General features: G+C 51.2%; 27 protein-coding genes. 1 reads left to right on the plus strand and 26 read right to left on the minus strand.

The features are described 5' to 3' along the window. Positions 1-13: 13 nt before the first annotated feature. The 23 genes from M3194_RS01005 to sucC all read right to left on the minus strand — a co-directional run bounded on the left by M3194_RS01005 (position 14) and on the right by sucC (position 21647). The gene (locus M3194_RS01005) at positions 14-481 is read right to left on the minus strand and encodes a flagellar basal body-associated FliL family protein (protein WP_251651167.1); all 468 of its coding nucleotides are present in this window, start codon (positions 479-481) and stop codon (positions 14-16) included. A gap of 2 nt (positions 482-483) precedes the next feature. Then, positions 484-705, minus strand: a complete 222-nt coding sequence (locus M3194_RS01010) for a flagellar FlbD family protein (protein WP_251651168.1) — start codon at positions 703-705, stop codon at positions 484-486. Positions 706-780: 75 nt separating this feature from the next. Further along, positions 781-1593: a flagellar basal body rod protein FlgG gene (gene flgG, locus M3194_RS01015; RefSeq protein WP_251651169.1), complete on the minus strand. Its 813-nt coding sequence runs from the start codon at positions 1591-1593 to the stop codon at positions 781-783. A 136-nt stretch (positions 1594-1729) separates the two neighbouring features. After that, positions 1730-2107 (minus strand): TIGR02530 family flagellar biosynthesis protein, encoded by a 378-nt coding sequence (locus tag M3194_RS01020; RefSeq protein ID WP_251651170.1) that lies wholly within the window; start codon positions 2105-2107, stop codon positions 1730-1732. Next, positions 2104-2613: a flagellar hook capping FlgD N-terminal domain-containing protein gene (locus M3194_RS01025; protein WP_251651171.1), complete on the minus strand. Its 510-nt coding sequence runs from the start codon at positions 2611-2613 to the stop codon at positions 2104-2106. The genes M3194_RS01020 and M3194_RS01025 overlap by 4 nt, the downstream gene beginning before the upstream one ends. Before the next feature lie 45 nt (positions 2614-2658). After that, positions 2659-4116 (minus strand): flagellar hook-length control protein FliK, encoded by a 1458-nt coding sequence (locus M3194_RS01030; RefSeq protein WP_251651172.1) that lies wholly within the window; start codon positions 4114-4116, stop codon positions 2659-2661. A gap of 21 nt (positions 4117-4137) precedes the next feature. Beyond that, positions 4138-5043 carry a MotE family protein gene (locus tag M3194_RS01035; protein ID WP_251651173.1) on the minus strand — a complete coding sequence of 302 codons (906 nt, stop codon included), beginning with the start codon at positions 5041-5043 and terminating at the stop codon, positions 4138-4140. Positions 5044-5075: 32 nt separating this feature from the next. After that, the gene (gene fliJ, locus M3194_RS01040; RefSeq protein ID WP_251651174.1) at positions 5076-5525 is read right to left on the minus strand and encodes a flagellar export protein FliJ; all 450 of its coding nucleotides are present in this window, start codon (positions 5523-5525) and stop codon (positions 5076-5078) included. A 10-nt stretch (positions 5526-5535) separates the two neighbouring features. Further along, complete coding sequence (gene fliI, locus M3194_RS01045; protein WP_251651175.1) at positions 5536-6861, minus strand: flagellar protein export ATPase FliI; 1326 nt, start codon at positions 6859-6861, stop codon at positions 5536-5538. Continuing rightward, a complete protein-coding gene (locus M3194_RS01050; protein WP_251651176.1) occupies positions 6848-7687 on the minus strand; it encodes a FliH/SctL family protein in 840 nt (279 codons plus the stop codon). The genes fliI and M3194_RS01050 overlap by 14 nt, the downstream gene beginning before the upstream one ends. Next, positions 7680-8693 (minus strand): flagellar motor switch protein FliG, encoded by a 1014-nt coding sequence (gene fliG, locus M3194_RS01055; protein ID WP_091181577.1) that lies wholly within the window; start codon positions 8691-8693, stop codon positions 7680-7682. Before fliG ends, M3194_RS01050 begins: the two co-directional genes overlap by 8 nt. Positions 8694-8704: 11 nt before the next feature. Next, complete coding sequence (gene fliF / locus M3194_RS01060) at positions 8705-10288, minus strand: flagellar basal-body MS-ring/collar protein FliF (protein WP_251651177.1); 1584 nt, start codon at positions 10286-10288, stop codon at positions 8705-8707. 41 nt (positions 10289-10329) lie between these two features. Beyond that, a complete protein-coding gene (fliE, locus tag M3194_RS01065) occupies positions 10330-10641 on the minus strand; it encodes a flagellar hook-basal body complex protein FliE (RefSeq protein WP_251651178.1) in 312 nt (103 codons plus the stop codon). 28 nt (positions 10642-10669) lie between these two features. Further along, on the minus strand, positions 10670-11125 hold the full coding sequence (flgC, locus tag M3194_RS01070; protein ID WP_251651179.1) for a flagellar basal body rod protein FlgC: 456 nt from the start codon (positions 11123-11125) through the stop codon (positions 10670-10672). 6 nt (positions 11126-11131) lie between these two features. Beyond that, entirely contained in the window at positions 11132-11539 is a 408-nt protein-coding gene (gene flgB, locus M3194_RS01075; RefSeq protein WP_251651180.1) for a flagellar basal body rod protein FlgB, read from the minus strand. 236 nt (positions 11540-11775) lie between these two features. Further along, positions 11776-12546, minus strand: coding sequence for a GTP-sensing pleiotropic transcriptional regulator CodY (gene codY, locus M3194_RS01080; RefSeq protein WP_251651181.1), 771 nt, complete (start codon positions 12544-12546; stop codon positions 11776-11778). Positions 12547-12583: 37 nt separating this feature from the next. Next, a complete protein-coding gene (hslU, locus tag M3194_RS01085) occupies positions 12584-13987 on the minus strand; it encodes an ATP-dependent protease ATPase subunit HslU (protein ID WP_285889039.1) in 1404 nt (467 codons plus the stop codon). Between the two features lie 17 nt (positions 13988-14004). Then, complete coding sequence (gene hslV / locus M3194_RS01090; protein WP_251651182.1) at positions 14005-14550, minus strand: ATP-dependent protease subunit HslV; 546 nt, start codon at positions 14548-14550, stop codon at positions 14005-14007. Positions 14551-14597: 47 nt separating this feature from the next. Continuing rightward, positions 14598-15929 (minus strand): FADH(2)-oxidizing methylenetetrahydrofolate--tRNA-(uracil(54)-C(5))-methyltransferase TrmFO, encoded by a 1332-nt coding sequence (gene trmFO / locus M3194_RS01095; protein WP_251651183.1) that lies wholly within the window; start codon positions 15927-15929, stop codon positions 14598-14600. 100 nt (positions 15930-16029) lie between these two features. Next, the gene (gene topA / locus M3194_RS01100; RefSeq protein ID WP_251651184.1) at positions 16030-18132 is read right to left on the minus strand and encodes a type I DNA topoisomerase; all 2103 of its coding nucleotides are present in this window, start codon (positions 18130-18132) and stop codon (positions 16030-16032) included. 27 nt (positions 18133-18159) lie between these two features. After that, positions 18160-19275, minus strand: a complete 1116-nt coding sequence (gene dprA / locus M3194_RS01105; protein WP_251651185.1) for a DNA-processing protein DprA — start codon at positions 19273-19275, stop codon at positions 18160-18162. Between the two features lie 238 nt (positions 19276-19513). Continuing rightward, positions 19514-20455, minus strand: coding sequence for a succinate--CoA ligase subunit alpha (gene sucD / locus M3194_RS01110; RefSeq protein ID WP_251651186.1), 942 nt, complete (start codon positions 20453-20455; stop codon positions 19514-19516). Positions 20456-20486: 31 nt separating this feature from the next. Next, entirely contained in the window at positions 20487-21647 is a 1161-nt protein-coding gene (sucC, locus tag M3194_RS01115) for an ADP-forming succinate--CoA ligase subunit beta (protein ID WP_251651187.1), read from the minus strand. Positions 21648-21960: 313 nt separating this feature from the next. On the opposite strand from sucC, the gene M3194_RS01120 reads away from it, so the two are divergent. Further along, positions 21961-23517, plus strand: coding sequence for a YifB family Mg chelatase-like AAA ATPase (locus M3194_RS01120; protein ID WP_251651188.1), 1557 nt, complete (start codon positions 21961-21963; stop codon positions 23515-23517). Between the two features lie 32 nt (positions 23518-23549). Here the strand turns inward: M3194_RS01120 and M3194_RS01125 are convergent, their stop codons facing one another. The 3 genes from M3194_RS01125 to M3194_RS01135 are packed head-to-tail and all read right to left on the minus strand — an operon-like array spanning position 23550 to position 26111. Beyond that, complete coding sequence (locus M3194_RS01125; protein WP_251651189.1) at positions 23550-23918, minus strand: YraN family protein; 369 nt, start codon at positions 23916-23918, stop codon at positions 23550-23552. Continuing rightward, a complete protein-coding gene (locus tag M3194_RS01130) occupies positions 23911-24216 on the minus strand; it encodes an EscU/YscU/HrcU family type III secretion system export apparatus switch protein (protein WP_251651190.1) in 306 nt (101 codons plus the stop codon). Before M3194_RS01130 ends, M3194_RS01125 begins: the two co-directional genes overlap by 8 nt. Next, positions 24213-26111 carry a hypothetical protein gene (locus tag M3194_RS01135; RefSeq protein WP_251651191.1) on the minus strand — a complete coding sequence of 633 codons (1899 nt, stop codon included), beginning with the start codon at positions 26109-26111 and terminating at the stop codon, positions 24213-24215. The genes M3194_RS01130 and M3194_RS01135 overlap by 4 nt, the downstream gene beginning before the upstream one ends. Between the last annotated feature and the right edge of the window lie 84 nt (positions 26112-26195).

Consider the following 26195-nt stretch of genomic DNA (forward strand, 5'->3'; position numbering starts at 1 on the left):
GTCGGCAACAAGCTTATAACTGCTGCATGATAAAATTCGTAATTTCTACCTTTACCAGCTTCTCGCCTTCCGGCAGAATGGGATTAATCAGGTTCAGAAGCTTTGACTCCAGCATATCTTCGCCTTGCGAGCCGTTAAGCTCGGCAGCCGTCAAATCGGCAACCGTGCGGTTGATGATCGGTTTTACTTCGATTTCAAGCAGCTTGTCGAACTCTTCCTTCGTCTTCTTGCTGTCCAATTGGAAAGCGAAGCTTAGAACAACGACATAGTCCGAATCTTTCAGATTACGCTTGAAATCTTTCAGCTCGGAAGTTACCGATACAAGCTCATCTGCCGACAGATGCTTTACCGCGACAGGGGCTTTATCCTTATCAGCGGGATCGGAGTCGTTGAAGAAGGATTTATACATAATAATCGAAACGATAGCGATCAGCGTTATTGCTAGTAATGTGGTAACTAACCACGGCAACATTTTTTTCATCTCTATGGACCCTCCGTTTGTTCGATCTTCTGGGTCGCTGCTAGAACGCCGACTGAACGTATATAACTCTGTATAAGCAGTAATAGCTCGGCTGCACTCTCCGTTACAATAAACTTCTTGCCCGTTGTGAGCGTTACGATCGTATCCGGAGTTTCTTCGATTAATTCTATAAGAAGAGCATTAATCATCAGTTTCGAGCCATTCAATCGAGTTACGGTAATCATAAGCTCCCCCCTCGCTGTTTCGGGGGCTGATCGCAGCCCCCTCCAGTCATGACCGATAGCTATTGCCAGAAGCTATTAACGTTTCAGGTTAACAACCTCTTGCAAAATCTCATCGGATGTAGTGATGATGCGCGAATTCGCCTGGAAGCCGCGCTGCGCAACGATCATCTCGGTAAATTCGTTCGTCAGGTCGACGTTTGACATCTCTAGCTGACCTGCAATCACCGCGCCCGTGCCAAGCTCCGGATCATCAGCTGTCACAAACTCGAATTCGCCGTCCGGATTGGCATTCGCGGTCACTTGATACAAGTTGCCGCCTACTTTCTCAAGACCGCTAGGGTTAATGACCTTCACAATCCCGAGCTGCGCGATAGCCTCCGTACCATCCGGTGTTACGGCCAGAATCGAGCCGTCCTGTCCGATGGAGAACGATGTTACGTCTTCTCCGAGTACGATCGGCTCGCCGTCAGAGGACAGAACGAACATTCCGTCGCCATTAACAAGCTGTCTGTTGCCGTCGAAGGTAAAGTTCCCCGCGCGCGTCAGATAGACCGGCGCTCCATCCCCAGCCGACACGGCAAAAAATCCGTCGCCGTCAATCCGAAGATCGGTGGGCACGTTTGTCGTCATTGCGCTGCCCGGCGTATGGATCGTATCGATCGAGGAAATCGTCACGCCAAGACCGATCTGCTTGGCATTGACGCCTCCCTGCTCTCCATCAATCGATGCTGTTACGCCCGAAGTGGTCTGGCTCAAGATATCGCTGAACATAACGCGTCCGCCTTTGAAGCCGACCGTATTTACGTTAGCGATGTTGTTGCCGATTACGTCAAGCTTCGTTTGAAAACCGCGCATACCCGATACCCCGGAATACATGGATCTAAGCATTTATGTAACTCCTCCTAATGGACCTCTTCCCGGCCATTTGTGATGATTCTCGATTCGCAAGCTTTCATTCGTGACTTAAGCGAGAATGGCTGCTTCAGTCGGTCGGCAGCCAAAGGGCCTCCTTCTCGGTCCAGCCCTAGCTTAAGATCACCGCACTGTCAATATTCGTAAATACATTGCTTTGCATCTGCTTGCCGTCCATCGCCGTGACTACCGTGCGGCTTGGCACATTCACAATCATCGCAATATCCTTCATGACAATTAAGGAATCCTTTGCGCCTTTTGACTCGGCTTCATCCACCGCGTTCATGATCTTCGTCAGCGATTCCGGCTGAAGCTGAATGCCGCGCTGCTTCATCCGCACTTCTGCATGCTGACTGAACTTAAGCACCTTCGCATCAAGCATGTCCCGGAAGCCGCCAGGTTGCTGCGTTCGCGGAGCTGCATTCTTGGCACCCGCTAAAGGTGGTGCGCCGACAGGAAACAGATGTCTGAGCTTCACTCCGTCACTCATACGGAACCATCTTCCTGATTGGCGGAATCCTCATCCGCTTCATCGCTGCCATCCGGCTGATTAGGAGTTGGAGCCTGATCCGATACGGTCACGACATCCTTTAATTCGATCATCGTTTCATCCGCGAATTTGGCAAACAATTTACCGTCCTGGGATACGATCGAGGAGACCACGTCATACATCAGTTTGGTTTCTCCCTCTTCATCCTGCTCGTACCAGGAAACGGTTTTGCCGATTATCGATGAAGCGGTCCCGAGGTTCTGATTGAGCAATGAAAGCTGGTCCGACATATTCATTAATTGTTCAACGGAAGTAAATTGTGCCATCTGCGTAATGAATGCAGCATTGTCCTGCGGCTGCAACGGATCCTGATTTTTCAATTGCGTTACGAGCAATTCTAGGAAAGCATCCTTGCCAAGCTGGTTTCGATCGGTATCCGAGCCTGCCGCCTTCACGTTTGAAGTACTGTAATTGGGCCACATCGCTTTTGAAGATACTGTCGCCATTTACTCACCTCCATCCTACGCGCGTACCGTTTAAGGAGCATTTGATTATGCTGTCACGTTGACAGCGCGTCCGTAGCCTAAATCTTGTATCGCTTGCTGCTCGGCATCATCAGACTCAAAATCCTCCTGCATTCCGTCGCCTTTGGATTTATTTTGATTAGAAAATGCCTGCTGCCCTGTTCCCTGTCCATGCTGGCCGTTGGATAAATGCGCGGCAGACTGTCCGTACGTAACTTCCAGCTTATCTACGGATAAGCCCTGTTGCTGCAAGGCTACTCTAAGCTGCGCCATTTGATTATCGAGCGCGTCCTTTGCATGAGCGTTGTCTGCATGGAACAATGCTGTCAGCTGTCCATTTTGCATCGTGATGCGGACATCGACTTGACCAAGCTCCTTAGGGAATAGCTGTATGGTTGCTTCCGACATTCCGCTGCCATGCTTAATATCCAGCTTCTGGATAAAATCTTTCATATTATCCGCAAAGTCAGTAACGGGTACATAAGCTTGGACCGTTGGCGCCAGCTTCACGGCAGCTTGCGGTGCCGTCTGACGAATGACATCCGAGAAGGCTTGTCCTGTCGTAACGGCAGGCGCTTGCTCGCTAGTCTCCGTTGGTGCCTCCGCCTCTTCTTGAGGCGCTTGCTGATTCACAGATACGGCAAGGTTTACCGGATGAACAGCCTTCCCGCTCAAGCGCTGCAAATGAACGGATACCGTAGGCGCGGTTGTTGTAACCGTAATTTCCGGTGTCTGCTCAGCCGTTACAACCGGCTGCTCCATACGGGCATTCGCATCCTTATGCTTCTGCACAAATTGCTGCAATGCCTGAAGCTGCTGACCGATCAATTGAACGGGCTCCAGTTGACCAATCTGCTTCGTCGTACCTTCTTGCATGGCGGATTGAAGCTGTAATAAGGAGTCCTGTACTTTGCTCACAATCGCGGCCAGCTGCTGATTTCCGTTAATCTCTCCTGCTGCATCCTGCGTAGATGAAGATGTTGTCTGGGTCTGCTGTTGAGCCGGGAGCGGAATACCCAGCAATGCAAGCAATGCCTGCAGTTGATCCATCATGGAAGCAAGCTCCTGCATGTCCTGGTCCTGATTGTCGGTTGACGAATCCGCCAAGTCCGACTTAATCTCTTCCAGATCGGCAAGCAATTGATCAATCATCTCCATCAAATCGGCTTTAGCATCAGATGGCGCTTCCGGTTCAGCTGTTACGCTTCCGGCTGCCGCCGCTGCTTCAGCTACAGCAGCCTGATCCACCGCAGAAGCGTCCTTTGCCGCGGATTCCGTACCGGAAGCTGCTTGATTCTGATTGTCGGCCTTTGAGCTTGAAGCAGTTGTTGTTCCGCTTTTCTCCGCGGAGCCTTTATCGCCCTTCATTTGACCTTCGAGCGTCTTTTGGAATCTATCGCTGCTTGGTCTCGCCTGCGTAGAAGCGTTGGCTGCGGAAGAAACGGCTGGTGACGGTGACGCGGTTTGAGGAATGGTCATCTCCATTTATGATTCACCTCCTCTCTCTTAGTTGCCAGCCATCAGCTTCGACATCAGCTGCGCGGTAATCGTCTGATTAATGCCGGACATCTCCGCCAGAATCGCCGAACGAGTCGTGTCATCAACGGTATTCAGAATACGAATGACTTTACTTGGGCTGATATCCGCCATTTTGATCAGAAGCTCTCCAGCGCTTTTTGCGTCCATAGCGGCAAATGTGGCACTAAGCTGATCGCTGCTAAGCTGCGAGGAAGGCTGTTTGGTTTCTGTTGGCTTGGCTTTCTTCAGTTCCGCTTGCAAAGCCGCAATCTGTCTGTCCTTCGCGGTTACGGTATCCTTGAGCATCATCGTTGCATCGGCAGCTGTCTGAGGATTCATTTTCTCCAAAATCCGAACTCTGTCGTCGGGTCTCATGGAATCCAGAACGAGAACCATTTCGTCCATCGTCATGCTTTGCAGAATAGGTGCCGCTTTACTCGGCATAATCTTGCTGTACATGCTGGCAAGCTCCTGAATCTTAGCTTGATAAGCGGCGTCATCCGCCGCTTTTTCCTCATTAGAGGCTTTAAGTGTATTTATTTGCTCCTGCATGCTTTTCAGTTCTTGCTCTTGGGTTGCTTTCAGCTGGGAGGTCTCGGCAAGCTCCGCTTCCTTCTCCTGCAGCTGTGTCTGAAGCTCGTCGATTTTTCTGCTCATATTGGCCGATTTCAGCTCATTATCGTTTGGCTGTCCGTCAGCTGTCTTGGATTCGGGCAGTACATCCTTCAGATAGGGAATCGAATTGCCGATATCCAGCATTTGATTACGGGTCTCCGTATTAAATAAAACGTATAACGCGCCAAGCAGGACAATCGTAAACAAGATCGGCGTCATAAAAAACATTAACCGTTCGAAGCCGCTATAGCCCTGCTTCTCTAATTCCATATCCGACATTGTCATTCACTCCCTTTACCTTGCGCCGCAGATCATGATGGAAGGGACACCTTGAAACGAACGGTCGCCATTTCATCGAGTTCATTCTGTTCCTTGATCTGCATTACATGCCGGAAACGGTCTTTGGCATGCTCTTTCGCCTTAAGCCATACCTTCTCGTCCTTCATTCGATCCGCCAGGTTAGACCGGTTGAATTCTACTTTTCGTTCCGCCTGCCGCACTTCCGTCAGCTTGCTGGCGATGCAAGAATCCAAATATTCAAGATAATGCTGCATCAGCTGCAGCTCAGCCAGAGAGACGGCCTCATGCGAGCTCTCATGCTGTTTGCTTTCCCATTCCGCCCGTTTCATCCGCAGCTCAGCCAGGCTTAATTCTTCAGCCTGCAGCACGCCGATTGCGGATGATAGCTGCCATTCTGCCTGAGTTTTCTCGCTTGACTTCAAATCTACGATTTTTTGATAAGCGTATCGAAAGGATGCCATTTACCTGTCGTCATCTCCTGTGGAATTCCAGCATTAAGCGTTCCTGAGTTTCGGCCAAAGTGACCTTTTCGTTCGTTTTTTGGCGGGTGAATTGATAGATGGAATCAATATTTTCGATTGCCGTATCAATTTCTTCATTTGTACCCCTCTGGTACGCCCCAATATTTATTAAGTCTTCCGAATCTCTATAAACAGAGAGTAACCTTTTCAACTGATTGGCTGAATCTTGTTGTTCTTCCGTCACAATTTCCTTCATAACGCGGCTGACAGACGCAAGAACATCGATTGCCGGAAAATGGCCTTTGTTCGCAAGCTGCCTATTAAGAACGATATGGCCGTCCAATATACCGCGCACAGCGTCGGCGATAGGTTCGTTCATGTCATCTCCGTCAACCAGGACGGTATAAAACGCAGTAATCGAGCCGGTTGGCCCTGTTCCCGCCCGTTCCAGCAGTTTGGGGAGCGTTGCGAATACCGAAGGCGTGTAGCCTCTAGTTGCAGGCGGCTCGCCGATGGCAAGTCCAACTTCGCGCTGCGCCATGGCATAACGGGTAACCGAATCCATCATCAGCATGACGTTAAGTCCGCGGTCGCGGAAGTATTCCGCGATGGAAGTCGCGATAAGCGCTCCCTTAATCCGAATTAACGCCGGCTGATCCGAGGTTGCGACGATAACGACCGAGCGGGCAAGCCCTTCAGGGCCCAGATCCTTCTCGATAAATTCCAGCACCTCGCGGCCGCGTTCGCCGATCAAGGCAATGACATTCACGTCAGCAGATGTATTGCGGGCAATCATGCCAAGCAGCGTGCTCTTGCCTACGCCCGAACCGGCAAAAATACCAACCCGTTGTCCTCTGCCTACGGTCAGAAGTCCATCAATGGCTCTGACGCCAATACTCAGCGTCTCCGTAACGCGGGGACGTGTCAGCGGATTGCTTGGTTCATTATGCGTTGAGTAATTTTGCATGCGGCTTGGAAGGAATGATCCGTCAAGGGGCTGGCCTAAACCATCCAGCACTTTGCCGAGAAGCTCCGAACCTACTTGAACGGACAACGGCTTACCGGTGCCTACTACATCACAGCCAGGGCTGATCGCGTGCAATTCGCCGAGCGGCATAAGAATAACCTTATTGTCGCGGAAGCCGACTACTTCAGCTTTAATAGGCTTAGCGCCCTTGGCCGAGTAGATTAAACATACGTCTCCGATGCTCGCATCGGGACCTTCCGATTCAACGGTAAGACCAATGACTTGCGTAACCTTGCCATTAACCCGGACGGGATCAAGATGACGAAGCTGATCTATGTATTTGGAGCTGTCCAGTTTAATACCGCTCATCTGGCATACTCCGTTCTTCATGGCTTTGATTGGCAAGCTGTACAAGCTCGCGTTTGATTTCGGACAACTGCGTATCGATCCGGGCATCTATACTCCCGTATGCCGAACGAATGACACAGCCGAAATCTTTCACCGTGGCATCGGGAATAATCTGAAGCTCTGCTTGAGAGTCGATGACGAGATTAAGCTCTTCCCTAGCAGCCTGTACAAAAGCGAGCTGCCCGGGCGAAACGCAAAGGGCAATAACACCTTGCTCTCTCCGTCTGGATAAAGCTCTGCAAATCAGTTCAAGAGCCATATCCGGAGCTTCCGACAGCTGTCTGCCAATCACTTTCTCCGAGATCGAGACACTGAGATCAACAAGGAAAGGCTCCGCTTCCTGAATAATCTGCTCTCTCATTTCGTAGGCAGACTTCAGAATAGCGTTTGCTTCTTCCAGCCGACTCTCCCATTCCTTCTTCAGGTCTTGCTCGGCTTGCTCTTGGCCCTGCGCATAACCTTGTTCAAACCCTGCTTCGCGGGAAGCTTGGGACAAAGTTTCGTCTTCCAGCCGTTTCTCGAGCCACCAGGCATCGATCCGAGCTTCCGTGTCAGCTATCATTTGCTCGCACTGCTCGCCGGCTTCGCGAATACGTTCTTCCGCGAAGGTTTGTGCATCCGAGATGATTTGGTCGCGAATGGAGATTGTTTCTTCATCCGGTCCTGTCTCTTCAATAATCTCTTCGGTCACCGCTTCTTGCTCAGCAGCTGCATGTTTGTTCATCCAATATAGCTGCTTTAGCTGATCAAGCGCGATTACGCTTGAAGACTTTATCAAATTAGACAATGATATCATCTCCTCCGCCGCGGGCGATGATAATCTCGCCGGCTTCTTCTAGCCTGCGAATCGTAGCGACGATACGGGTTTGAGCTTCTTCAACATCACGCAGCCGGACAGGTCCCATAAATTCCATTTCTTCCTTAAACGTATCGGACATCCGTTTGGACATGTTGCGGAAAATCGCTTCCCGCACCTCCTCGCTTGCCACCTTGAGCGCGAGCTGAAGATCGGAATTTTCCACGTCGCGGATAATGCGCTGAATAGAGCGGTTGTCGATATTGACAATATCTTCGAACACGAACATGCGCTTCTTGATTTCTTCCGCCAATTCCGGATCTTCGATCTCGAGAGCGTCCAGAATGGTCCGTTCTGTACCCCGGTCGACACCGTTCAGAATCTGGACGATAGAATCGATACCGCCAGCATTCGTATAGTCCTGTGTTACCGTAGCAGAGAGCTTTTGCTCAAGCACGCGTTCTACCTGACTGATGACCTCAGGCGACGTACTGTCCATCAAAGCAATTCTGCGCGCAACATCGGCCTGCTTCTCTTGAGGAAGCGACGATAAAATATGCGAGGATTGCTCGGACTGCAAATAGGAAAGGACGAGTGCGATCGTTTGCGAATTTTCGTTTTGGATAAAGTTAAGGATTTGCGTAGGCTCTGCTTTGCGCGCAAAGTCAAATGGCCTTACTTGCAGCGTAGCGGTCAAACGGTTAATGACCTCAACCGCCTTTTGCTCTCCAAGCGCTTTCTCCAAAATCTCCTTCGCGTACGAAATACCGCCTTGCGAAATATACTCCTGAGCCAAGCAGATTTGATGAAAATCGCTTAGGATCTGCTCTCTCTCCGCACTGTCAACCTTGCGGACATTGGCAATTTCGAGAGTAAGCTGTTCAATCTCTTCTTCTCTTAAATGTTTAAAGATTTGGGCGGATACTTCCGGCCCCAAAGTAATAAGCAGAATCGCCGCCTTTTGCCGGCCGGTTAATCCATTAAGCGGTTTTGCCATAGGAGCCACCTCTATTCATCCACAAGCCAGGTGCGGAGCAAGTTAACGAATTCTTCCGGCTTGCGTTTGGCGAGTGTTTCAAGATTTTTACGAGCTTGACTGTCATTATTAACCGTTTCGAAATCAATCGTAGGGAATTCCGGCTTAGCTTGCGCCTGAAGCAATGCTGCTGCTTCCGCCGCCGCTTCTTCTTCTGCCCGTTTTCTGCGTCTGCGCACGAGCATCACGGCAAGTCCGCCAATAAGAGCCAGAGCTGCTGCGCCAAGTCCGATTGCCCACTGCATCGATAAGCCGCTAACTGATGTTCCAGCATCATTAGCCGCAAAATTTTGACCGAGTATTGTAACCTTTTTCGCTATCAATGCGTCATCATTAACATCTTGACCGGAATCGGCAAGCTGTGCACGAACAAGCGAGCTGAGGAAATTGATTAACTCTAGCCTGGACTGCTCCGTCAATTTACTCTGTTCAACGCCGATGCTGATCGAAAGATCCTTCAGCTGGTAAGGTGCAGATTCAATCTGATTGTTAATGCGGTCGTAATCGTAATTCGTAACCTGGGAGCTTTGCTCGGAAGAACCGTTGGTGCTGTCGGTTGCCGTATAGCCAGGAACATCCGTCTCACCCGTGCCGGCTACTCCGCCTGCAGGTGCGGACCCGTTCGTAGTCGTGCTGTTATCCTGCTGCTCGCTTACGATAATGCCGTTATTGTTATTGTTCTCAAGTGGTCTAACCAGGTTCTCCTGGGTAACCTTCTTGTCGAAGTTAAAGCTGCTGGCAACGCTGATGACCAAATTATCTCCAATCATCGGAGACAAGAACTGCTGAATGTTCTTCTTCACTTCAGCTTCGTATTTCCGTTGAATGAGGAATTGGCTCTCTGCCGCATCTGTTGCTGCGCCAACCTTATTTCCGTCAATTTCCGAAGATACCAGTTCGCCTTGCGGACTTGAGATCGTAATATTCTGGATCGCCAGCTTCGGTACCGCCGTCTTCACCAGATTATAGTATCCGTCAACCTCTTGCTGGCTCGGCCGGTAACCTGGCGTAAAGTTCATCATAATCGAAGCAGATGCCTGCTCCTTCTCTTCCGGAGTCAGGAACACCGACTCTTCCGGCAGATTGATGAGTACTTTAGAGCTTTGAACGCCCTGCATCCGGTTAAGCAATTGTTGAACTTCACCGTTCAATGCATTGATGTACTTCACGTTAAATTCATTTTCGGTTTGGCCGAACGCACTGCCGCCTTCGAAAGCCTCAAATCCGATTGAACCGTTTTGCACAAGACCTTGCGAGCCAACATCTACCCGGGTTCTTGTTGCTACCGCGCTTGGCACTGAGATGCTGTGCCCGTCTGCGCTTAATTGATAAGGGACGCCACTCCCGTCTAAGTAATTCATGATTGCCGCTGCATCTGTGGTGTCTAGATTTTGAAACGCTACTTCATAATCCGTCCTTGTGAATATGTAAGTTAGAATCACAATTGACAACAACAATACACCAATGGATGCCCCCAGCCCTATTTTTTGTTTTTTGCCCATTTGACCCCAAAACTGTGTGAGCCTCTGTCGGTATTGGGCGATTCTTTCGTTCACGTTGTCACCTCACCCAGCTTCTGTCTAGTTCGAAAGCCCTACTATACTGACATCCGCATAATTTCTTGATAAGCATCAATCACTTTATTGCGAATTTGTGTCGTCAGCTGCAAGCTGAGCTCTGCCTTCTGAGAAGCGATGAGAACCTGTGAAACATCAACCTCGCCGATTAAGTATTTATCGTTTAGCTTATGTACTTCTTTTTCTTGTGTATCCACGCTGTTTAGTGCGTTCTCCAAGTACTGTCCGAATGAATTCATCATTTCAGCAGGAGTCGCCTGCTGCTGCGGTTTAGCAGCCTCAAGCACCTTGTTAACGGCTTGTGCGGGATTAAGTTGCAACGGTTGAATCATACCGTCCCTCCGTCATCGTCATTTTACTTTACTTACCAATCTCCAGCGCCTTTGCAAACATGGCTTTAGACGCATTAAGAGCTGTTACGTTAGCCTCGTATGACCGTGTGGCCGAGATCATATCGACCATTTCCTTAGCCACATCAACGTTAGGCATATTGACATATCCGTTCGCATCCGCATCCGGGTGAGTTGGATTATAGACAAGCTTGGTTGGCGACTGATCCTCAATAATTCTGGTTGCTTTCACGCCTTGTGCTCCGGAAGTCCCTTCAAGCTGTTTATTCAGCATATCGGAGAAAGAAGAGGTTTGCGTCATTGGTTCGAGCACGACCATTTTCCGTTTGTATGGCACGAATTGACCATTCACATATTCGGCGCGTGTCGTTTCTGCGTTTGCGATGTTTGAGGAAATGACGTCCATTCGCAAACGCTGTGCGGTTAGTGCTGAAGCACTGGCATCAAAGCTGCTAGAAATCCTCAATTCTTGCTATCTCCCTTCAATTGCGGTCCTCATCATTTTCACATCATGGCTGATCTGTTGAATATAAAAGTTGTAACTGAGTTGGTTTTTAGCGAGTAATGACATCTCGCGGTCGATATCTACATTATTCTCATTGTTATTCATTTGGGACAAATTGTCCGTCTGGACCTGAGCTGTTGGGACTACTCCGCCCGACCTGCCAATCGGAATATGGCGTTCATTCGTTCGTTTGCCCTGTAGTCCACCTTGCCCTCCCATCTCCTGGCTGAGGAGCTCTTCAAACAAGACTTCCGACCTTTTGAAGTTAGGAGTGTCGACATTTGCGATGTTGTCGGAGATGACGCCTTGGCGTAATTCTGCAGCCTTCACAGCGCCTTCCAATCGCCCAAATGATGTGCCGTTCAATACATTCACGTTTGCGTGTCACCACTTTCAGTAGAAGATCATAGTTAACGTATTCAACAGATTGCGAACCATTCCTTCTTTCTTCGACATTAAATTATGAAAAAAATGAGACGAAACTGTCGAGTTTTGCCGACATGTTAATATTCAACAATTGTCCAAAATATTACAATAAGAAAAAAGCCCTATCTTTAATTTCAAGATAGGGCTTTACGATGATTTTTCCATAGGTTGGTAGTCCCAGGGAATTATTGCTTAATTTTTTCCAATTCCTGAAGCAGCTGGGTATTTAAAATTTTGATGTAGGTGCCTTTCATCCCAAGAGATCTTGTTTCGATGACACCAGCGCTCTCCAGCTTGCGAAGCGCATTGACGATAACCGATCGAGTAATTCCTACACGATCCGCGATTTTGGAGGCGACAAGCAGTCCTTCTTTGCCTTCCAGCTGCTCGAAGATATGCTCAACCGCTTCGAGCTCGCTGAACGACAATGAGCCGATAGCTACCGATACAACCGCACGGCTGCGGGCTTCCTGCTCAACCTCTTCTGCGCGTTCGCGCAAAATTTCCATGCCGACAATTGTCGAACCGTACTCTGCCAGTACAAGATCATCATCATCGAAGGAGCCGTTCGTCCGAGTCAGAACGAGTGTACCCAGTCGGTCTCCTCCTCCGGTAATAGGAACGACTGTCATAATTTCCTGCTCGCCAAGAGTCGGGAATGTCTCATAGACTCCCGCATCAGGCGCCACATTTGTGACAGGTTCCTGCATATCCAGAAATAGGCTGTTGCTCACTTGCGGAAAGCGCAGCTCTTCAACAGACATCGAACGAAGCGTATCATGATCGTAAGGATTCACGGCTGCGCAGCCTAGAACCTTCCCTTTTCGGCTGACCACAAATACATTCGTCTGTATTGTGCTGCACAATACCTCAGCCATCTCTCTGAAATTGAGCGCTTTGCCGGCTGCCCGTTGCAACAGCCGGTTCAGCGTTCTTGTTTTTGTAAGTAAAGTCATGCCTAAGCCTCCCAAAACTCATCCCACTACATTTCTACTACAGTATATATTGACTCAGATCGCGATTTTTCGCAATGCCCCCCACTTTTTCCCTCACATATTCAGGGGTTATGACCATTTGGTCAAGGTTAATGTCCGGGGCTTCAAAGGACAGATCCTCCAGCAGCTTCTCCAAAATCGTATGGAGCCTGCGGGCACCGATATTTTCGGTATTGCGGTTCAAATCCGCTGCGATCGAAGCAATTTCTTTTATCGCGTCGTCAGAAAATTCAATCGCAATGCCTTCTGTTTGAAGAAGAGCCGCATATTGCTTCGTTAAAGCATTTTTAGGCTCCTTCAGAATGCTTACGAAATCCTCAAGGGTAAGCGATGTTAATTCTACCCGGATCGGGAAACGTCCCTGAAGCTCGGGAATCAAATCAGACGGCTTCGCCACGTGGAATGCGCCGGCTGCGATGAACAGCACATAGTCCGTTTTGACCGGACCATACTTCGTCATTACCGTTGAGCCCTCAACAATCGGAAGAATATCACGCTGAACGCCTTCGCGGGATACATCAGGACCATTGCCTCTGGACGGACTTGCGATCTTATCAATCTCATCGATGAAAATAATGCCGGACTGCTCCGCGCGGGATACCGATTCCGCAATGACATCATCCATATTGATCAGCTTGTTGGCTTCCTCCTGAGTCAGCACTTTACGCGCTTCCTTGACGGGCAGCCTGCGTTTCTTGGTCTTCTTCGGCATAAATTGCCCCAGCATCTCCTGCATATTCATGCCGCCTAGGCCATCCGGTCCTTGACCTCCAAGCATATCAAGCATATTAGGGGTGTTATCCTCTATCTCAACCTCTACGGTCTCGTTCTCCAGCTTCCCGGCAGCGAGATCATCGCGTGCTTGCGAACGCTTAGAAATAATAACGGAGTCATGCTCAGGCTCTTCAACTACATCCTTGTTATTCTGCTGATTGCCAAAGAGCATCTCGAACGGATTTTTCGACTGCTTTTCCTTTACTTTGGACGGGACCAGTAGAGATACCAAGCGTTCATTCGCCAGCTTCTCCGCTTTATCCTGAACAGATTCCGTCTTCTCTGCCTTTACCATTCGAATAGCGGTCTCAACCAGATCGCGCACCATCGACTCTACATCGCGGCCGACATAGCCGACTTCTGTGAATTTGGTCGCCTCTACTTTGATAAATGGCGCTTTAACCAGCTTGGCAAGACGGCGCGCAATTTCGGTTTTGCCGACACCGGTAGGACCAATCATCAGAATGTTTTTCGGAACAATTTCATCACGAAGCGCCTCGTCCAGCATGCTTCTGCGATATCGGTTTCGGAGTGCAATGGCGACAGATCGTTTGGCAGGCTTTTGGCCAACAATATATTTATCTAGCTCGGCTACGATTTGACGAGGGGTAAAAGCTTGATTCACCATATGATATCTCCTCCGCTTCAACCAATTTCTTCTACAATAATATTATGATTCGTATAAACACATATGTCGGCTGCTGTTTCCAGAGCGGCTCTAGCAATATCCTTGGCTTCCAGATGGGAGGCATGCTTCTGCAGCGCTCTCGCCGCTGAGAGAGCATAATTGCCGCCCGAGCCAATCGCCAGAATGCCGTCATCCGGCTCGATAATCTCCCCGTTGCCCGAGATCAATAGAAGACCCGTCGAATCCATGACCAGCATTAAGGCCTCAAGCTTGCGGAGAATACGGTCGGAGCGCCAATCCTTGGCGAGCTCGACTGCCGCGCGCTGCAAGTTGCCATGATGCTCTTCCAGCTTCGCTTCGAACTTCTCGAACAGGGTAATCGCATCGGCTACGGAGCCGGCAAACCCGGCAATGACTTGTCCCCGGTATAAACGGCGAACTTTTTTCGCTTTATTTTTCATCACGACGCTGTTCCCGAAGGTCACCTGACCGTCCCCGGCAATAGCTCCTTTACCCTCGTGGCGCACCGCGCATATCGTGGTGGCGTGAAATTCCATCTCCATCTCTTCGCCCTCCTATAGCTTGCAAATTAATAGGCTTTAATACCGATTTATACGTTCAGATGCTCGAAATGTTCCTTCTTAAAGCGCTCTAGGCTGTCCAGCGCACGGTTCGCAATGGCTTCATTCTTTTCCTTCTTGTTGCGGATACGATTCTCAAGCGGCGGGAATAAGCCAAAGTTCGCGTTCATCGGCTGGAAATGCTTGAAGTCAGCCGTTGTAATGTAATGCGCCATGCTGCCAAGCGTAGTATCTTCCGGCAATACCAGCGGATCCAGCCCGCGTGCCAGTCTCGCGGCATTAAAGCCTGCAATAAGGCCGGAAGCTGCGGATTCGACGTAACCTTCTACGCCGGTCATTTGACCCGCAAAGAACAAGGTGCTGCGGTTCTTCAACTGATAAGTCGGCTCCAGCATCCGCGGCGAGTTAATAAAGGTATTGCGGTGCATGACGCCGAAGCGAACGAATTCCGCATTCTCCAGCCCCGGAATAAGCGAGAATACCCGCTTCTGCTCGCCCCATTTCAAATGCGTCTGGAAGCCTACCATGTTGTAGAGCGTACCTGCCGCATTATCCTGACGAAGCTGAATTACAGCATGCGGAAGCTTGCCTGTATGCGGATTCACAAGTCCTACCGGCTTCATCGGTCCAAACAGCACCGTTTGCTTCCCGCGGCTTGCTATGACTTCGATAGGCATGCAGCCTTCGAAATAAACTTCCTTCTCGAACTCTTTGAGCGCCGCGGTCTCTGCCGTAATAAGCGCTTCATGGAAAATCTCGAATTCTTCCTCCGTCATCGGACAGTTCAGATAAGCGGCTTCACCCTTGTCGTAACGCGATGCCAGATAGACCTTGCTCATATCAATGGAGTCTTTCTCAATGATTGGAGCTGCCGCATCATAGAAGTAGAAATATTCCTCGCCAAGCAGATTGCGGATCTTCTCCGACAGGGAAGGCGCAGTCAGCGGGCCAGTGGCAATAACCACGATGCTGTCCTCAGGAATATCGGTTACTTCCTCATTACGAACTTCCACAAGCGGATGCTCATGCAGAAGACGGGTTACTTCACCCGAGAAGCCGTCCCGGTCTACGGCAAGCGCTCCGCCTGCCGGAACGGCATGACGGTCCGCGCTGCCAAGAATAAGCGAGTTCAGGCGGCGCATCTCTTCCTTCAGCACGCCTACCGCGTTAGCGAGGCCATTGGCGCGCAAGCTGTTGCTGCATACGAGCTCTGCGAAGTTGTTAGTATGATGGGCAGGTGTTTTGGTTTCGGGACGCATTTCGTACAAAATGACAGGCACCCCTTGGGATGCGATTTGCCAAGCTGCCTCGCTTCCTGCTAGACCTGCTCCGATTACGATGACTGGTTGTTGATGTGACAATGTAAAGACCTCCAATATATGCTAACACGGCATTGAAAACACAGCTGTCCTCCCTATGATAAGGGAGGACTGTAGGCGTGACCGCATCTGTTTCTGTAGTTTAGGCTTGCTCTTGTTCCTGATCGTCTTCCACAAGCTCTTCCGAGTAATCGCAAGACGGACATATCAGCTTCGCACCGCTGCGGTTGCGTTTCTCGACAAGCATCGAATCACAATTCGGACAAGGCTTGTTCGTAGGCTTATCCCAGGACACATAGTCGCAGGTTGGATAGGTATCGCAGCCGTAGAAGATCCGTCCTTTTTTGCTGCGGCGCTCGATGATCTTGCCTACCGCGCATTTCGGGCAAATGACGCCGATATCCTTGACGATAGGCTTGGTATTGCGGCAGTCCGGGAAGCCGGAGCAGGCAAGGAATTTGCCGAAGCGGCCCATCTTGTACACCATATGGCGGCTGCATTTCTCGCAAATCTCATCCGAGACTTCATCCTGGATTTCGATTTCCTTCATTTCCTCTTCGGCCACTTCCAGACGCTTCTCGAAAGATTCGTAGAAGGAGGAAAGGACTTTCACCCAATCTTCCACGCCATCCTCGACATGGTCAAGATCGGTTTCCATCTTCGCCGTGAACTCGGAATTGAGGATCTCCGGGAAAAATTCCTCCATCAACTGGTTAACAAGGTCACCAAGCTCCGTCGGAATGAACTTCTTCTCTTCAATCGCTACGTAACCGCGCTTTTGAATCGTTTCGAGCGTTGGCGCATACGTACTTGGACGGCCGATGCCAAGCTCCTCAAGCGTACGAACCAGCCTTGCCTCGGAATAACGCGGCGGCGGTTGGGTGAAGTGCTGCTTCGGATCGATCGAATCCGAAGTCACAACATCCCCTACCGCAAACGGCGGCAGGAATTTGTGCTCTTCCTCCGTACCATCGTCATTGCCCTCTACATATACCTTCATAAAGCCGGCGAACTTGATTTTGGACCCGTTTGCGCGAAAAATCACATCGCCCGAGGCCAGATCCACCGTCATCGTATCGAGAACGGCGGAAGCCATCTGGCTGGATACGAACCGCTCCCACACGAGCTTATACAAGCGAAACTGATCGCGGCTTAAGAATGGTTTCATCGACTCAGGATCACGAAGCGTCGAAGTTGGACGGATCGCTTCATGGGCATCCTGGGCATTGCTGTTCTTCTTCACATAGACGCGTGGCTGCTCCGGAAAATACGACGGACCGTACTTGCCTTCGATATATTCCTTGGCTTCCTCTTGGGCAACCGGAGAGATCCTCGTCGAGTCCGTTCTCATATAGGTAATGAGACCGACCGTCCCTTCCTTGCCAAGCTCTACGCCTTCATACAGCTGTTGAGCAACAGACATCGTCTTGGAAGCACGGAATCCGAGCTTACGGGCTGCTTCCTGCTGCAGAGAGCTCGTAATAAACGGAGGCGCTGGATTACGGAGACGTTCCTTCTCTTTGACCTCGGCTACCTTGAACTGGTTGCCCGAGAGAGCCGCAAGAATCGTCTGCATCTCCTGCTCATTGCCCAGCTCCCGCTTCTCGCCGTTAATGGAATGATACTTGGCTTCGAACGGAACGCCCTGTTGAGTCAGCTTCGCTGTAATTGACCAGTATTCTTCCGGAATAAAGGCATCAATCTCGTTCTCGCGGTCAATGATCAGCTTCACGCAGACCGATTGTACGCGGCCCGCGGATAAGCCCTTCTTAACCTTCTTCCACAACAGCGGACTAATCTTGTAACCGACGAGGCGGTCAAGAATCCGTCTCGCCTGCTGGGCGTTAACAAGATCCATATTAATTTTACGCGGAGTTTTAAAAGCATCCTTAACGGCTTGCTTCGTTATTTCATTAAATACGACACGGCAGGTGTCTGTCTCGTCCAGCTCCAGATAATGGGCCAAATGCCAAGCGATCGCTTCTCCTTCGCGATCGGGGTCGGCTGCGAGAAAGACATGCTTAACTTTCTTGCTCGCGTCTTTCAATTCTTTCAATACACTGCCCTTGCCTCGAATCGTAATATATTTCGGTTGAAAACCGTTCTCTACTTCGACGCCAGTCTGACTTTTGGGCAAATCGCGAATATGGCCCATCGACGCTTTAACGATATATTTACTGCCCAAATACTTGCCGATCGTCTTGGCTTTGGCCGGTGATTCCACGATTACTAATGAATCTGCCACGTTAGGCGCCCCCTCTCTCACTACATGTTACAACGCTATATAAACTGCCCCTGGCTGTTGTTCGATTTTCCGTTTTATACATAAATTTATCAGAAGTGCGCTCAAATGTCCAAAAGGGATCATCGTAAGCTGGTGCAATTCGTTAATTGTAAGCGGACGATCGCGCAACAGATCGATGATTCGCTGCTCTTCAGCACTCATGCCTGACGCTTCCGAAACGGTTTGTCTCGGCGTTGTCAGAGCCGCAAGCCTCTCCTTCAGCCAGCTGTATTCCTCGAGAATATGACCGGCGCTGCTGACCAGCTTGGCTCCTTCGCGAATCAGACTGTTTGGTCCTTCGCTCTTGGGCGAGGAGATTGGCCCTGGTATTGCAAAGACATCCCGCCCCATCTCAAGTGCCTGGTCTGCCGTAATCAGCGACCCGCTGCCCTTCGCTGCTTCCACGACAATCGTGCCAAGCGACAATCCTGCTATGATCCGATTGCGGAGCGGAAACATTCCGGGATGAAGCGGCGAACCAACCGGTGATTCCGATAGGATTAACCCGTCCCGCATGATCTGCTGGTACAGCGACCTGTTCTCAGGCGGATAGCAGTGATCGACAGGACTTGCCAGCACCGCAATGGTGCTTCCCTCGCCTTTCAAAGCCGCTTCATGCGCTTTGCTGTCAATCCCCCGGGCAAGACCGCTCACAACGGTGAAGCCTTGCTGAGAAAGCTGCTCAGACAGCGACAACGCGGTGTGACGACCATAGGCGCTTGGATTTCTCGTTCCCACCATGGCAATTGACGGCCTCTTCAGCAGTTCAAGCCTGCCTAATGCATACAGTACCCATGGCGGCTGCGGAATTCGGCGGAGATCCTCCGGATATTCTTCATCATAAGGCGTTAACACGGCTGCTCCCAGCTCTTGAGCCCGTTTATAAGGGGCCTGAGGCCAATCAAACAGCTCACTCCAACGTTTGGCGGCCGTCTCTGCCTGCGCGCGTCCAAAGCCTATAGCAAGCCAATCTGCAACGTTTGTGCCGTTCACCGTCTCCCAAGCTTTATGAGCAACCGCTTTCTGAACGGTATGCCATCCTATGCCCGAACATTCATGCAGCATGATAACCATCTGCTTACATTTATCATTATTTAGCGTCATTAGAGCTGTCCTCTCCTTAAGGGAGATCAGCCTGCATTCCTTCCTATTGTGCGTTACATGGCAAAAGAATGCAAGTCGACCCGAAATTTTTGTAAAAAAAAGCAACCTTTCAAGCCCTCGAAGGGCAATGAAAGGTTGCTTACCTTTTAGATATAAGAAAGTGTACGTAACGGCTCTCTGCGCCACCTAAGGATGACGCGGCCATTACGATTGCTTCATTAATATGCTTCTTGTGATGCTAGGCTTGCGCTACGCCTGTTGTGCATTTCTCAAGCAGGCCTTGTGCTTCAAGCACCGATACAAGCGTAGAGCCCATGTCGGAAGGCGTTGGAGCAACTTTAATGCCGCATGCTTCCAAAGTCGCGATTTTTTCCGCTGCAGTACCTTTACCGCCGGAAATAATAGCGCCCGCATGTCCCATACGTTTGCCTGGAGGCGCTGTAGCGCCGCCGATGAAGCCAACTACCGGCTTCTTCATGTTCGCTTTGATCCACTCAGCAGCTTCTTCCTCTGCCGTACCGCCGATCTCACCGATCATAATAACCGCGTAAGTGTCCGGATCATCGTTGAAACGGCTCAAGATATCGATAAACTCGGAGCCTTTAACAGGGTCGCCGCCGATACCAACCGCGGAAGATTGACCGATTCCGCGCGTGGAAAGCTGATGAACCGCTTCGTAAGTCAGTGTTCCCGAACGGGAAACAACGCCTACATGGCCTTTTGTATGAATGTAGCCCGGCATGATGCCGATTTTGCATTCGCCCGGAGTAATAACGCCAGGGCAGTTAGGACCGATAAGAGTCGTTTTGCTGCCTTCCATGTAGCGTTTTACTTTAACCATGTCCAGCACCGGAATGCCTTCCGTAATACAGATAACAAGATCAAGGCCAGCGTCTACGGCTTCCATGATCGAGTCGGCTGCGAATGCAGGCGGTACATAGATAACCGAAGCTGTTGCGCCTGTTGCCGCTACCGCTTGCTCTACAGTATTAAATACCGGAAGAGATACAACGCTGCCGTTCTCCAGTGTAATATCGACGTTAGTGCCGCCTTTACCAGGAGTTACGCCGCCTACCATTTGCGTGCCGTAGTCCAATGCGCCTTTCGCATGGAACAAGCCAGTTGCGCCTGTAATCCCTTGAGTAATTACTTTTGTGTCTTTATTGACCAAAATGCTCATCGAATTTCACATCCCCGTTAATGAATTCGTACTATTTGACGAGATTAACGATTTTTTGCGCGCCGTCTGCCATCGAGTCAGCTGCAACAATGTTTAATCCCGATTCGTTCAACATTTTTTTACCAAGCTCAACGTTTGTGCCTTCCAGTCTAACAACCAGCGGACGGTCCAGACCAAGCTCTTTCGCAGCAGCGATAACGCCATCAGCGATAACGTCACAACGCATAATGCCGCCGAAGATATTAACGAAAATACCTTTTACGTTCTCGTCGGACAGGATGATTTTGAACGCTTCCGTTACTTTCTCTTTAGTAGCGCCGCCCCCTACGTCCAGGAAGTTGGCAGGGTCGCCGCCGTAGTATTTGATGATGTCCATTGTCGCCATTGCAAGACCGGCGCCGTTAACCATGCAGCCGATGTTGCCCTCGAGGGCAATGTAGCTCAAGTCGTATTTCGATGCTTCGATCTCTTTCGCGTCTTCTTCTTCCAAGTCGCGAAGCGCCACGATGTCTTTGTGACGGTAGAGAGCATTGGAATCGAAGTTCAGCTTAGCGTCAAGTGCCATTACATTGCCGTCGCCGGTAACCACAAGCGGGTTGATCTCCGCGATAGAGCAATCTTTTTCAACGAATGCCGTGTACAGAGCGATCATGAATTTAACCGCTTTGTTAACAAGCTCGCTAGGAATGTTGATTGCATAAGCCAGTTTGCGCGCTTGGAACACTTGCAGGCCAATTGCAGGATCAATCACTTCTTTGATAATCTTCTCAGGCGAATGAGCTGCTACTTCTTCAATCTCCGTGCCGCCCTCTTCGGAAGCCATCATGGTTACGCGGCCTGTACCACGGTCGATAACAACACCTACATAGTATTCTTTCTTGATGTCGCAGCCTTGCTCGATAAGAAGACGCTTTACTTCTTTACCTTCAGGGCCTGTTTGATGAGTAACGAGTACTTTGCCAAGAATTTCGCTGGCATATGTACGAACTTCATCAATGTTTTTCGCTACTTTAACGCCGCCCGCTTTACCGCGGCCGCCAGCGTGAATTTGCGCTTTTACAACAACCACCGGGGTACCCAGTGCTTGCGCTGCTTCTACCGCCTCATCAACGGAGAACGCTACCTTTCCTTCTGGAACAGCAACACCGTACTGTTTCAGGACCTCTTTGCCTTGATACTCATGGATATTCATTGTTAGAAATCCTCCATTTCACAGACTCGACTTCAGTCATATGTACACAAACCTTAATTATTGTAGCATTATTTATGCCATATTTCGACCCTTCGGGTTTTGGTTTTTTGATATGGATTTGATCTCAAAATGAGATTAAACAACCGATGGACTACAGTAGTATGCCCTATTTTTTAGAAGAATTCATACTTGTTTTTCCATTATTGACAGAGATGTGATTCTTCCACTATGATGACGTTAACGATAATTTCATAAAAACAAGAACGGACGTAAGGAAGCACCTTCATCCCATTATTTGGAGGTGCTTTTTGTTGTGTTCAGTTTAATGCATAGCAGCAGCGTGCTTGGCGTCGAAGGAAAAGGTATTTCGGTTGAGGTAGATATTGCAAGCGGATTGCCGCAGGTCAGCGTTGTTGGCCTGCCTGACCCTGCCGTCAGGGAATCTGTGGAACGGGTCCGGGCGGCGATCAAAAACAGCGGCTTCGCCTTCCCTCTTGACCGAATCACGGTCAATCTGGCTCCCGCGGACCTGCGCAAGGAAGGTACGGCCTTTGACCTGGCGATAGCGGCAGGCATCCTGACTGCCAGCGGACAACTGGAAACGAATCCTTTCATCCAAACGATGCTGATTGGGGAACTGTCCCTAAATGGCGAGATACGTCCGGTCCCCGGCGTCTTGGCGATGATCGAGCAGGCAAAACGCTCGGGAATCCGCAAGGTTCTCCTTCCGCTCGCGAACGCCAAGGAAGCGGCTTGGATAACGGATATGGAGCTGTATGCCGTGACCCATCTGAAGGAGCTGTTAACGGAGAACAAAGGAGCTGAGGCTTGGTCAGCTATCCGGTTTGACGCGGCCGCAAGCAGAGACAAGGCTTCTGCAGCAGAGGAAGAAGAGCATGCCGACGGATTTGGCGACTTCAGCGATGTATACGGGCAGCAGCAGGCAAAGCGTGCATTATTAATTGCCGCTGCAGGTAAGCATAATATCCTGTTTGCGGGGCCGCCCGGAACCGGCAAAACCATGATGATTCGCCGGCTGCCCGGCATTCTGCCTCCGCTCACGGAAGAAGAAGCCCTTGAAGTGACGAAGATTTACAGCGCTGCCGGCAAGCTGTCCACCGATGCGCGGGGATTAATCCGGATTGCGCCATTCCGTTCTCCCCATCACACGATATCGGCCGGAGGCCTGATCGGCGGGGGCTCCGTGCCGAAGCCGGGCGAGGTGACTCTTGCCCATCATGGCTTGTTGTACCTGGACGAACTGCCGGAATTCTCGCGGACCGTACTGGAGGTTCTCCGTCAGCCTTTGGAGGACGGCATCGTTACCATTGCACGCTCCAGAGCCGTGTTTCATTTTCCGGCCAAGCTTATGCTGGCTGTTTCCTTTAATCCTTGTCCTTGCGGTTATGCCGGTCATGAAACAACGGAGAAACGGTGCACCTGCAGCGATACCGCGATTGCCAAGTATAGAAGCAAGATGTCCGGACCGCTGCTCGACCGGATCGATATCCAGCTCGAGGTACCTAGACCGATTGAACTTAACGGCGGAGGAACTGATTTGGCTGCAACGAGCTCCATGCAGATGCGCCAGCAAGTGCTTGCAGCCAGAGAAATAAAAGTCCAGCGAGACGCGGAGCTTGGCTTAAAGCCGGGTTTACGCTTATCCGGTACGGCTCTTCGCCGGTCTATTTTAATGAAGAAAGAAGCATTCGAGCTTCTTGATAATGCCCTTGTTGTGCTGAATATCAGCATGCGCGCCTATGATCGGATATTGCGGCTGGCGAGAACCATTGCCGACGTGGAAGGCAGCGAATGGATTGAGGATGTGCATATAGCCGAGGCTATTCAATACAGGAGACTTGATGTGTAGCTTTCAAAAATGAAAAAGCGGCTTTCTGCTAGTCAGAAGGCCGCTTTTATATGTTTAATTTCACTGATGACGTACTCATGGCCCATCGTGACCGCAATAACATCAAACCGCATTGGCGGATAGGCCAATTGTCGCATGCGCAAATAGATCTGAGCAATTAGCGCTACCTGCTGCTGCTTGCGTCGGTCAACCGATTCCGCCGCTGTACCAAACCGTCCACCCGAGCGTCTCGTTCTTACCTCAACGAATACGAGCGTATTATCGAGTGACGCAATGATGTCGATCTCGCCGGCGCGGCAGCGCCAGTTCCGTTCAATGATAACATACCCTTCATTCTCGAGATACTGACAGGCTGCCGCTTCACCAGCTAGCCCCGTCTGTCTTCTCCGGTCTTCACTCATCGTAATCCCTCGCTTTCTGGTCTGACCGGTAGACAAAGCTTAAGATCTCGGCGACCAGGGTATAAAGCTCCGGCGGAATGGACTGATCAATATCAAGCTTGGACAAAACCTCCACTAGCGAGGAATCCTGCTGCACCGGCACATTATGCTCCGCCGCCTGCTCCAGGATTTGCTCGGCCAAATGCCCCCTGCCTTTGGCCGTTACGACCGGCGCCTTATGAACGCCTGGTTCATATTTAAGCGCTACGGCCTTACGGACGGATCTCTTTTCCTCGCTGTTCCTCTGCTCCGGACTCATGCTCGTAAGTCGACTCCTTTATAACGCGTGCTTGCAAATTGAGACGGATCCGGCGGCAGGATTGGCTTCGCCCCTTCTCCCTCTAAGCTGTCATTTCTTGTCGGGGTTGTTCGCAGAGACAATAACTGATAGCCGGCTTGATTGAGACTAGCGTTTATTTCCGTCCGCGAAGATTCCACAAGCGCCGAGATCGCCGGGTGATCATTCCATAAGGTAAGACTGACGATCTTGTCCATTACATTCACATCAACGAGGGTAGGTCCTAACGTCTTCATGGATAAATCAAATAAAAGCCGGCAGTTCGCCGCATCCAGCTGGCCTTGGCGCCCTCTTCTCGTCTGGATATGCACTGATGCCGTCTGATTGCCATCCGGACCGTTAAGCGGCACAAACATCGTCAGATGGGAAAAGACTGCGCCATTGCGTTCCGGCGTTAACAGAAGCTGCTGTCCTGTTATATGCTGAACAAGCTGCTGAGCAGCCTCGCGCAATGCAGGCGGTGCGTCGCTGGAGGCAGCAATGGCAAGAAGCGTGCTTTTGAGGGATTCCTGCGCAGCGGGCTTTACATCTTCGGCGTTGGCCTTTAGGCCATCCGGCGAGAAGTGCTGCAGCAGCACCTGTGACGGCAGATCACGCTGCCGATCGCCAAGCGCAAGCCTCTGATCCTTGTCATGCGGCGCTGCTTGGTCAACCTGCTGCTCAGGCTGCTGTGCTGGTGGCTGTGCGATCTGGTTAGGACGAGGCTCCATGCGGCCCTCCAATGGCTGCTGACGCACCGTCTCTACCGCGTTTTGACTTCGCGATGCAACCGGAAGTTCAGCATCGCTTGCCTCCGTGTTCCCGCTCGACATCGGAGCACCCTGCTCCTGCGCTTGGGAAGCCCCCTGAGGCGGAGATGGGGCTGGCAATTGCTTCGACAATTGGTTCTCATAGTCGACGCCCATCCATTTCATCAACTGGCCCAGCCAGTTGTTGGAGGCTGTGCCGCCCGCGGCTGCGCCCGGGCGTGCGCCTTGCGGCGGCAAGCCAGCGTCCGCAGGCTCCGCCGCGGACGCTGGCGTCGCTGCCGCTGCAGGCGCGGCTTGGCCGCCCGCGCCAGTGCCTTCGGCGCGCTGCGCAGCTGCGCCTGCGCCAGCCGCCACTGGCGCCTGCTGCGGCGCTGCCGGCTCCGCCGCGGCCGCGGCGCTTTGCAGCCCTGCGCCTTCGGCGAGCAGCGCCGCAAGCCGCGCGGCAAGCTGCGGCAGCGCCAGCGGCATGCTGCTGCCGCCAGCGCGCGGCGCGGCTGCGCCCGCGTCATCGCCGGATGCAACGTCCGCGATGGCGGCCAGCTGCTGCTGCAGCGAATCCAGCAGTTCGTGCGCAGGGCGCCCGAACATGACTTGCTGCAGTGCACCAACCGTGCCGCCGGACATCGGCAGCCCGCGCTTCAAACCCGCCGCTGCCGCCTCCATCCATTGCTCCGCATCCGCATCCGGAGGCATTGCCTCCATGGCCGCCTTCAATGCCGCGAACGTCTCGCGGTTCATCGTCACGCCATCTTTTCTCAGATCCTTCAAGATGTTGTTCGCCCATTCCAGATCAGGCAGTCCGCTTTGCTTCAGCCAATCCTTCAGCGCATCCTCAAGCCCTACCTGATTCTCGACCTGCTTAAGCACAAGCAGTCCGCCCGCCGATTGCGGCTGGACCTGCAGCATCGCAAACTTGCCAGGCTCGAGCGGCAGCTCCAGGAAAGCACGCACCTGTACACCGTTTATTTGAACAGTAGCCTCATTATTTTCCAACAGCTGCAGGACTACGCCGCGTACGACCTGTCCCGGCTTCAGCTCCAGCTTCCGGGTATCTCCGCTGCCGGACGATTCCCCTAACAAACCCCTTACCATTTGCCCGATGTTCATTGGTCACCTTCTTCCGTTGCGGCTTATGCTTTGAACGGCACAACGTACAATTTGTTACTATAGTTATCGGCTTTTGAACGCATC

The sequence above is a fragment of the Paenibacillus glycanilyticus genome, assembly GCF_023715145.1.
Classification (GTDB): Bacteria; Bacillota; Bacilli; order Paenibacillales; family Paenibacillaceae; genus Pristimantibacillus; species Pristimantibacillus glycanilyticus_A.

Excerpts from the sequence above, each read along its gene's own strand:
- flgG (WP_251651169.1), bottom strand. The coding sequence starts at position 1,593 with ATGCTTAGATCCATGTATTCCGGGGTATCGGGTATGCGCGGTTTTCAA.
- codY (WP_251651181.1), bottom strand. The coding sequence starts at position 12,546 with ATGACTTTACTTACAAAAACAAGAACGCTGAACCGGCTGTTGCAACGG.
- hslU (WP_285889039.1), bottom strand. The coding sequence starts at position 13,987 with ATGGTGAATCAAGCTTTTACCCCTCGTCAAATCGTAGCCGAGCTAGAT.
- fliJ (WP_251651174.1), bottom strand. The coding sequence starts at position 5,525 with ATGGCATCCTTTCGATACGCTTATCAAAAAATCGTAGATTTGAAGTCA.
- fliG (WP_091181577.1), bottom strand. The coding sequence starts at position 8,693 with ATGGCAAAACCGCTTAATGGATTAACCGGCCGGCAAAAGGCGGCGATT.
- M3194_RS01135 (WP_251651191.1), bottom strand. The coding sequence starts at position 26,111 with ATGAACATCGGGCAAATGGTAAGGGGTTTGTTAGGGGAATCGTCCGGC.
- M3194_RS01020 (WP_251651170.1), bottom strand. The coding sequence starts at position 2,107 with ATGAGTGACGGAGTGAAGCTCAGACATCTGTTTCCTGTCGGCGCACCA.
- fliI (WP_251651175.1), bottom strand. The coding sequence starts at position 6,861 with ATGAGCGGTATTAAACTGGACAGCTCCAAATACATAGATCAGCTTCGT.
- M3194_RS01005 (WP_251651167.1), bottom strand. The coding sequence starts at position 481 with ATGAAAAAAATGTTGCCGTGGTTAGTTACCACATTACTAGCAATAACG.
- dprA (WP_251651185.1), bottom strand. The coding sequence starts at position 19,275 with ATGACGCTAAATAATGATAAATGTAAGCAGATGGTTATCATGCTGCAT.
- M3194_RS01125 (WP_251651189.1), bottom strand. The coding sequence starts at position 23,918 with ATGAGTGAAGACCGGAGAAGACAGACGGGGCTAGCTGGTGAAGCGGCA.
- M3194_RS01035 (WP_251651173.1), bottom strand. The coding sequence starts at position 5,043 with ATGTCGGATATGGAATTAGAGAAGCAGGGCTATAGCGGCTTCGAACGG.
- hslV (WP_251651182.1), bottom strand. The coding sequence starts at position 14,550 with ATGGAGATGGAATTTCACGCCACCACGATATGCGCGGTGCGCCACGAG.
- sucD (WP_251651186.1), bottom strand. The coding sequence starts at position 20,455 with ATGAGCATTTTGGTCAATAAAGACACAAAAGTAATTACTCAAGGGATT.
- M3194_RS01025 (WP_251651171.1), bottom strand. The coding sequence starts at position 2,613 with ATGGCGACAGTATCTTCAAAAGCGATGTGGCCCAATTACAGTACTTCA.
- sucC (WP_251651187.1), bottom strand. The coding sequence starts at position 21,647 with ATGAATATCCATGAGTATCAAGGCAAAGAGGTCCTGAAACAGTACGGT.
- M3194_RS01130 (WP_251651190.1), bottom strand. The coding sequence starts at position 24,216 with ATGAGTCCGGAGCAGAGGAACAGCGAGGAAAAGAGATCCGTCCGTAAG.
- M3194_RS01030 (WP_251651172.1), bottom strand. The coding sequence starts at position 4,116 with ATGGAGATGACCATTCCTCAAACCGCGTCACCGTCACCAGCCGTTTCT.
- M3194_RS01010 (WP_251651168.1), bottom strand. The coding sequence starts at position 705 with ATGATTACCGTAACTCGATTGAATGGCTCGAAACTGATGATTAATGCT.
- fliE (WP_251651178.1), bottom strand. The coding sequence starts at position 10,641 with ATGATTCAACCGTTGCAACTTAATCCCGCACAAGCCGTTAACAAGGTG.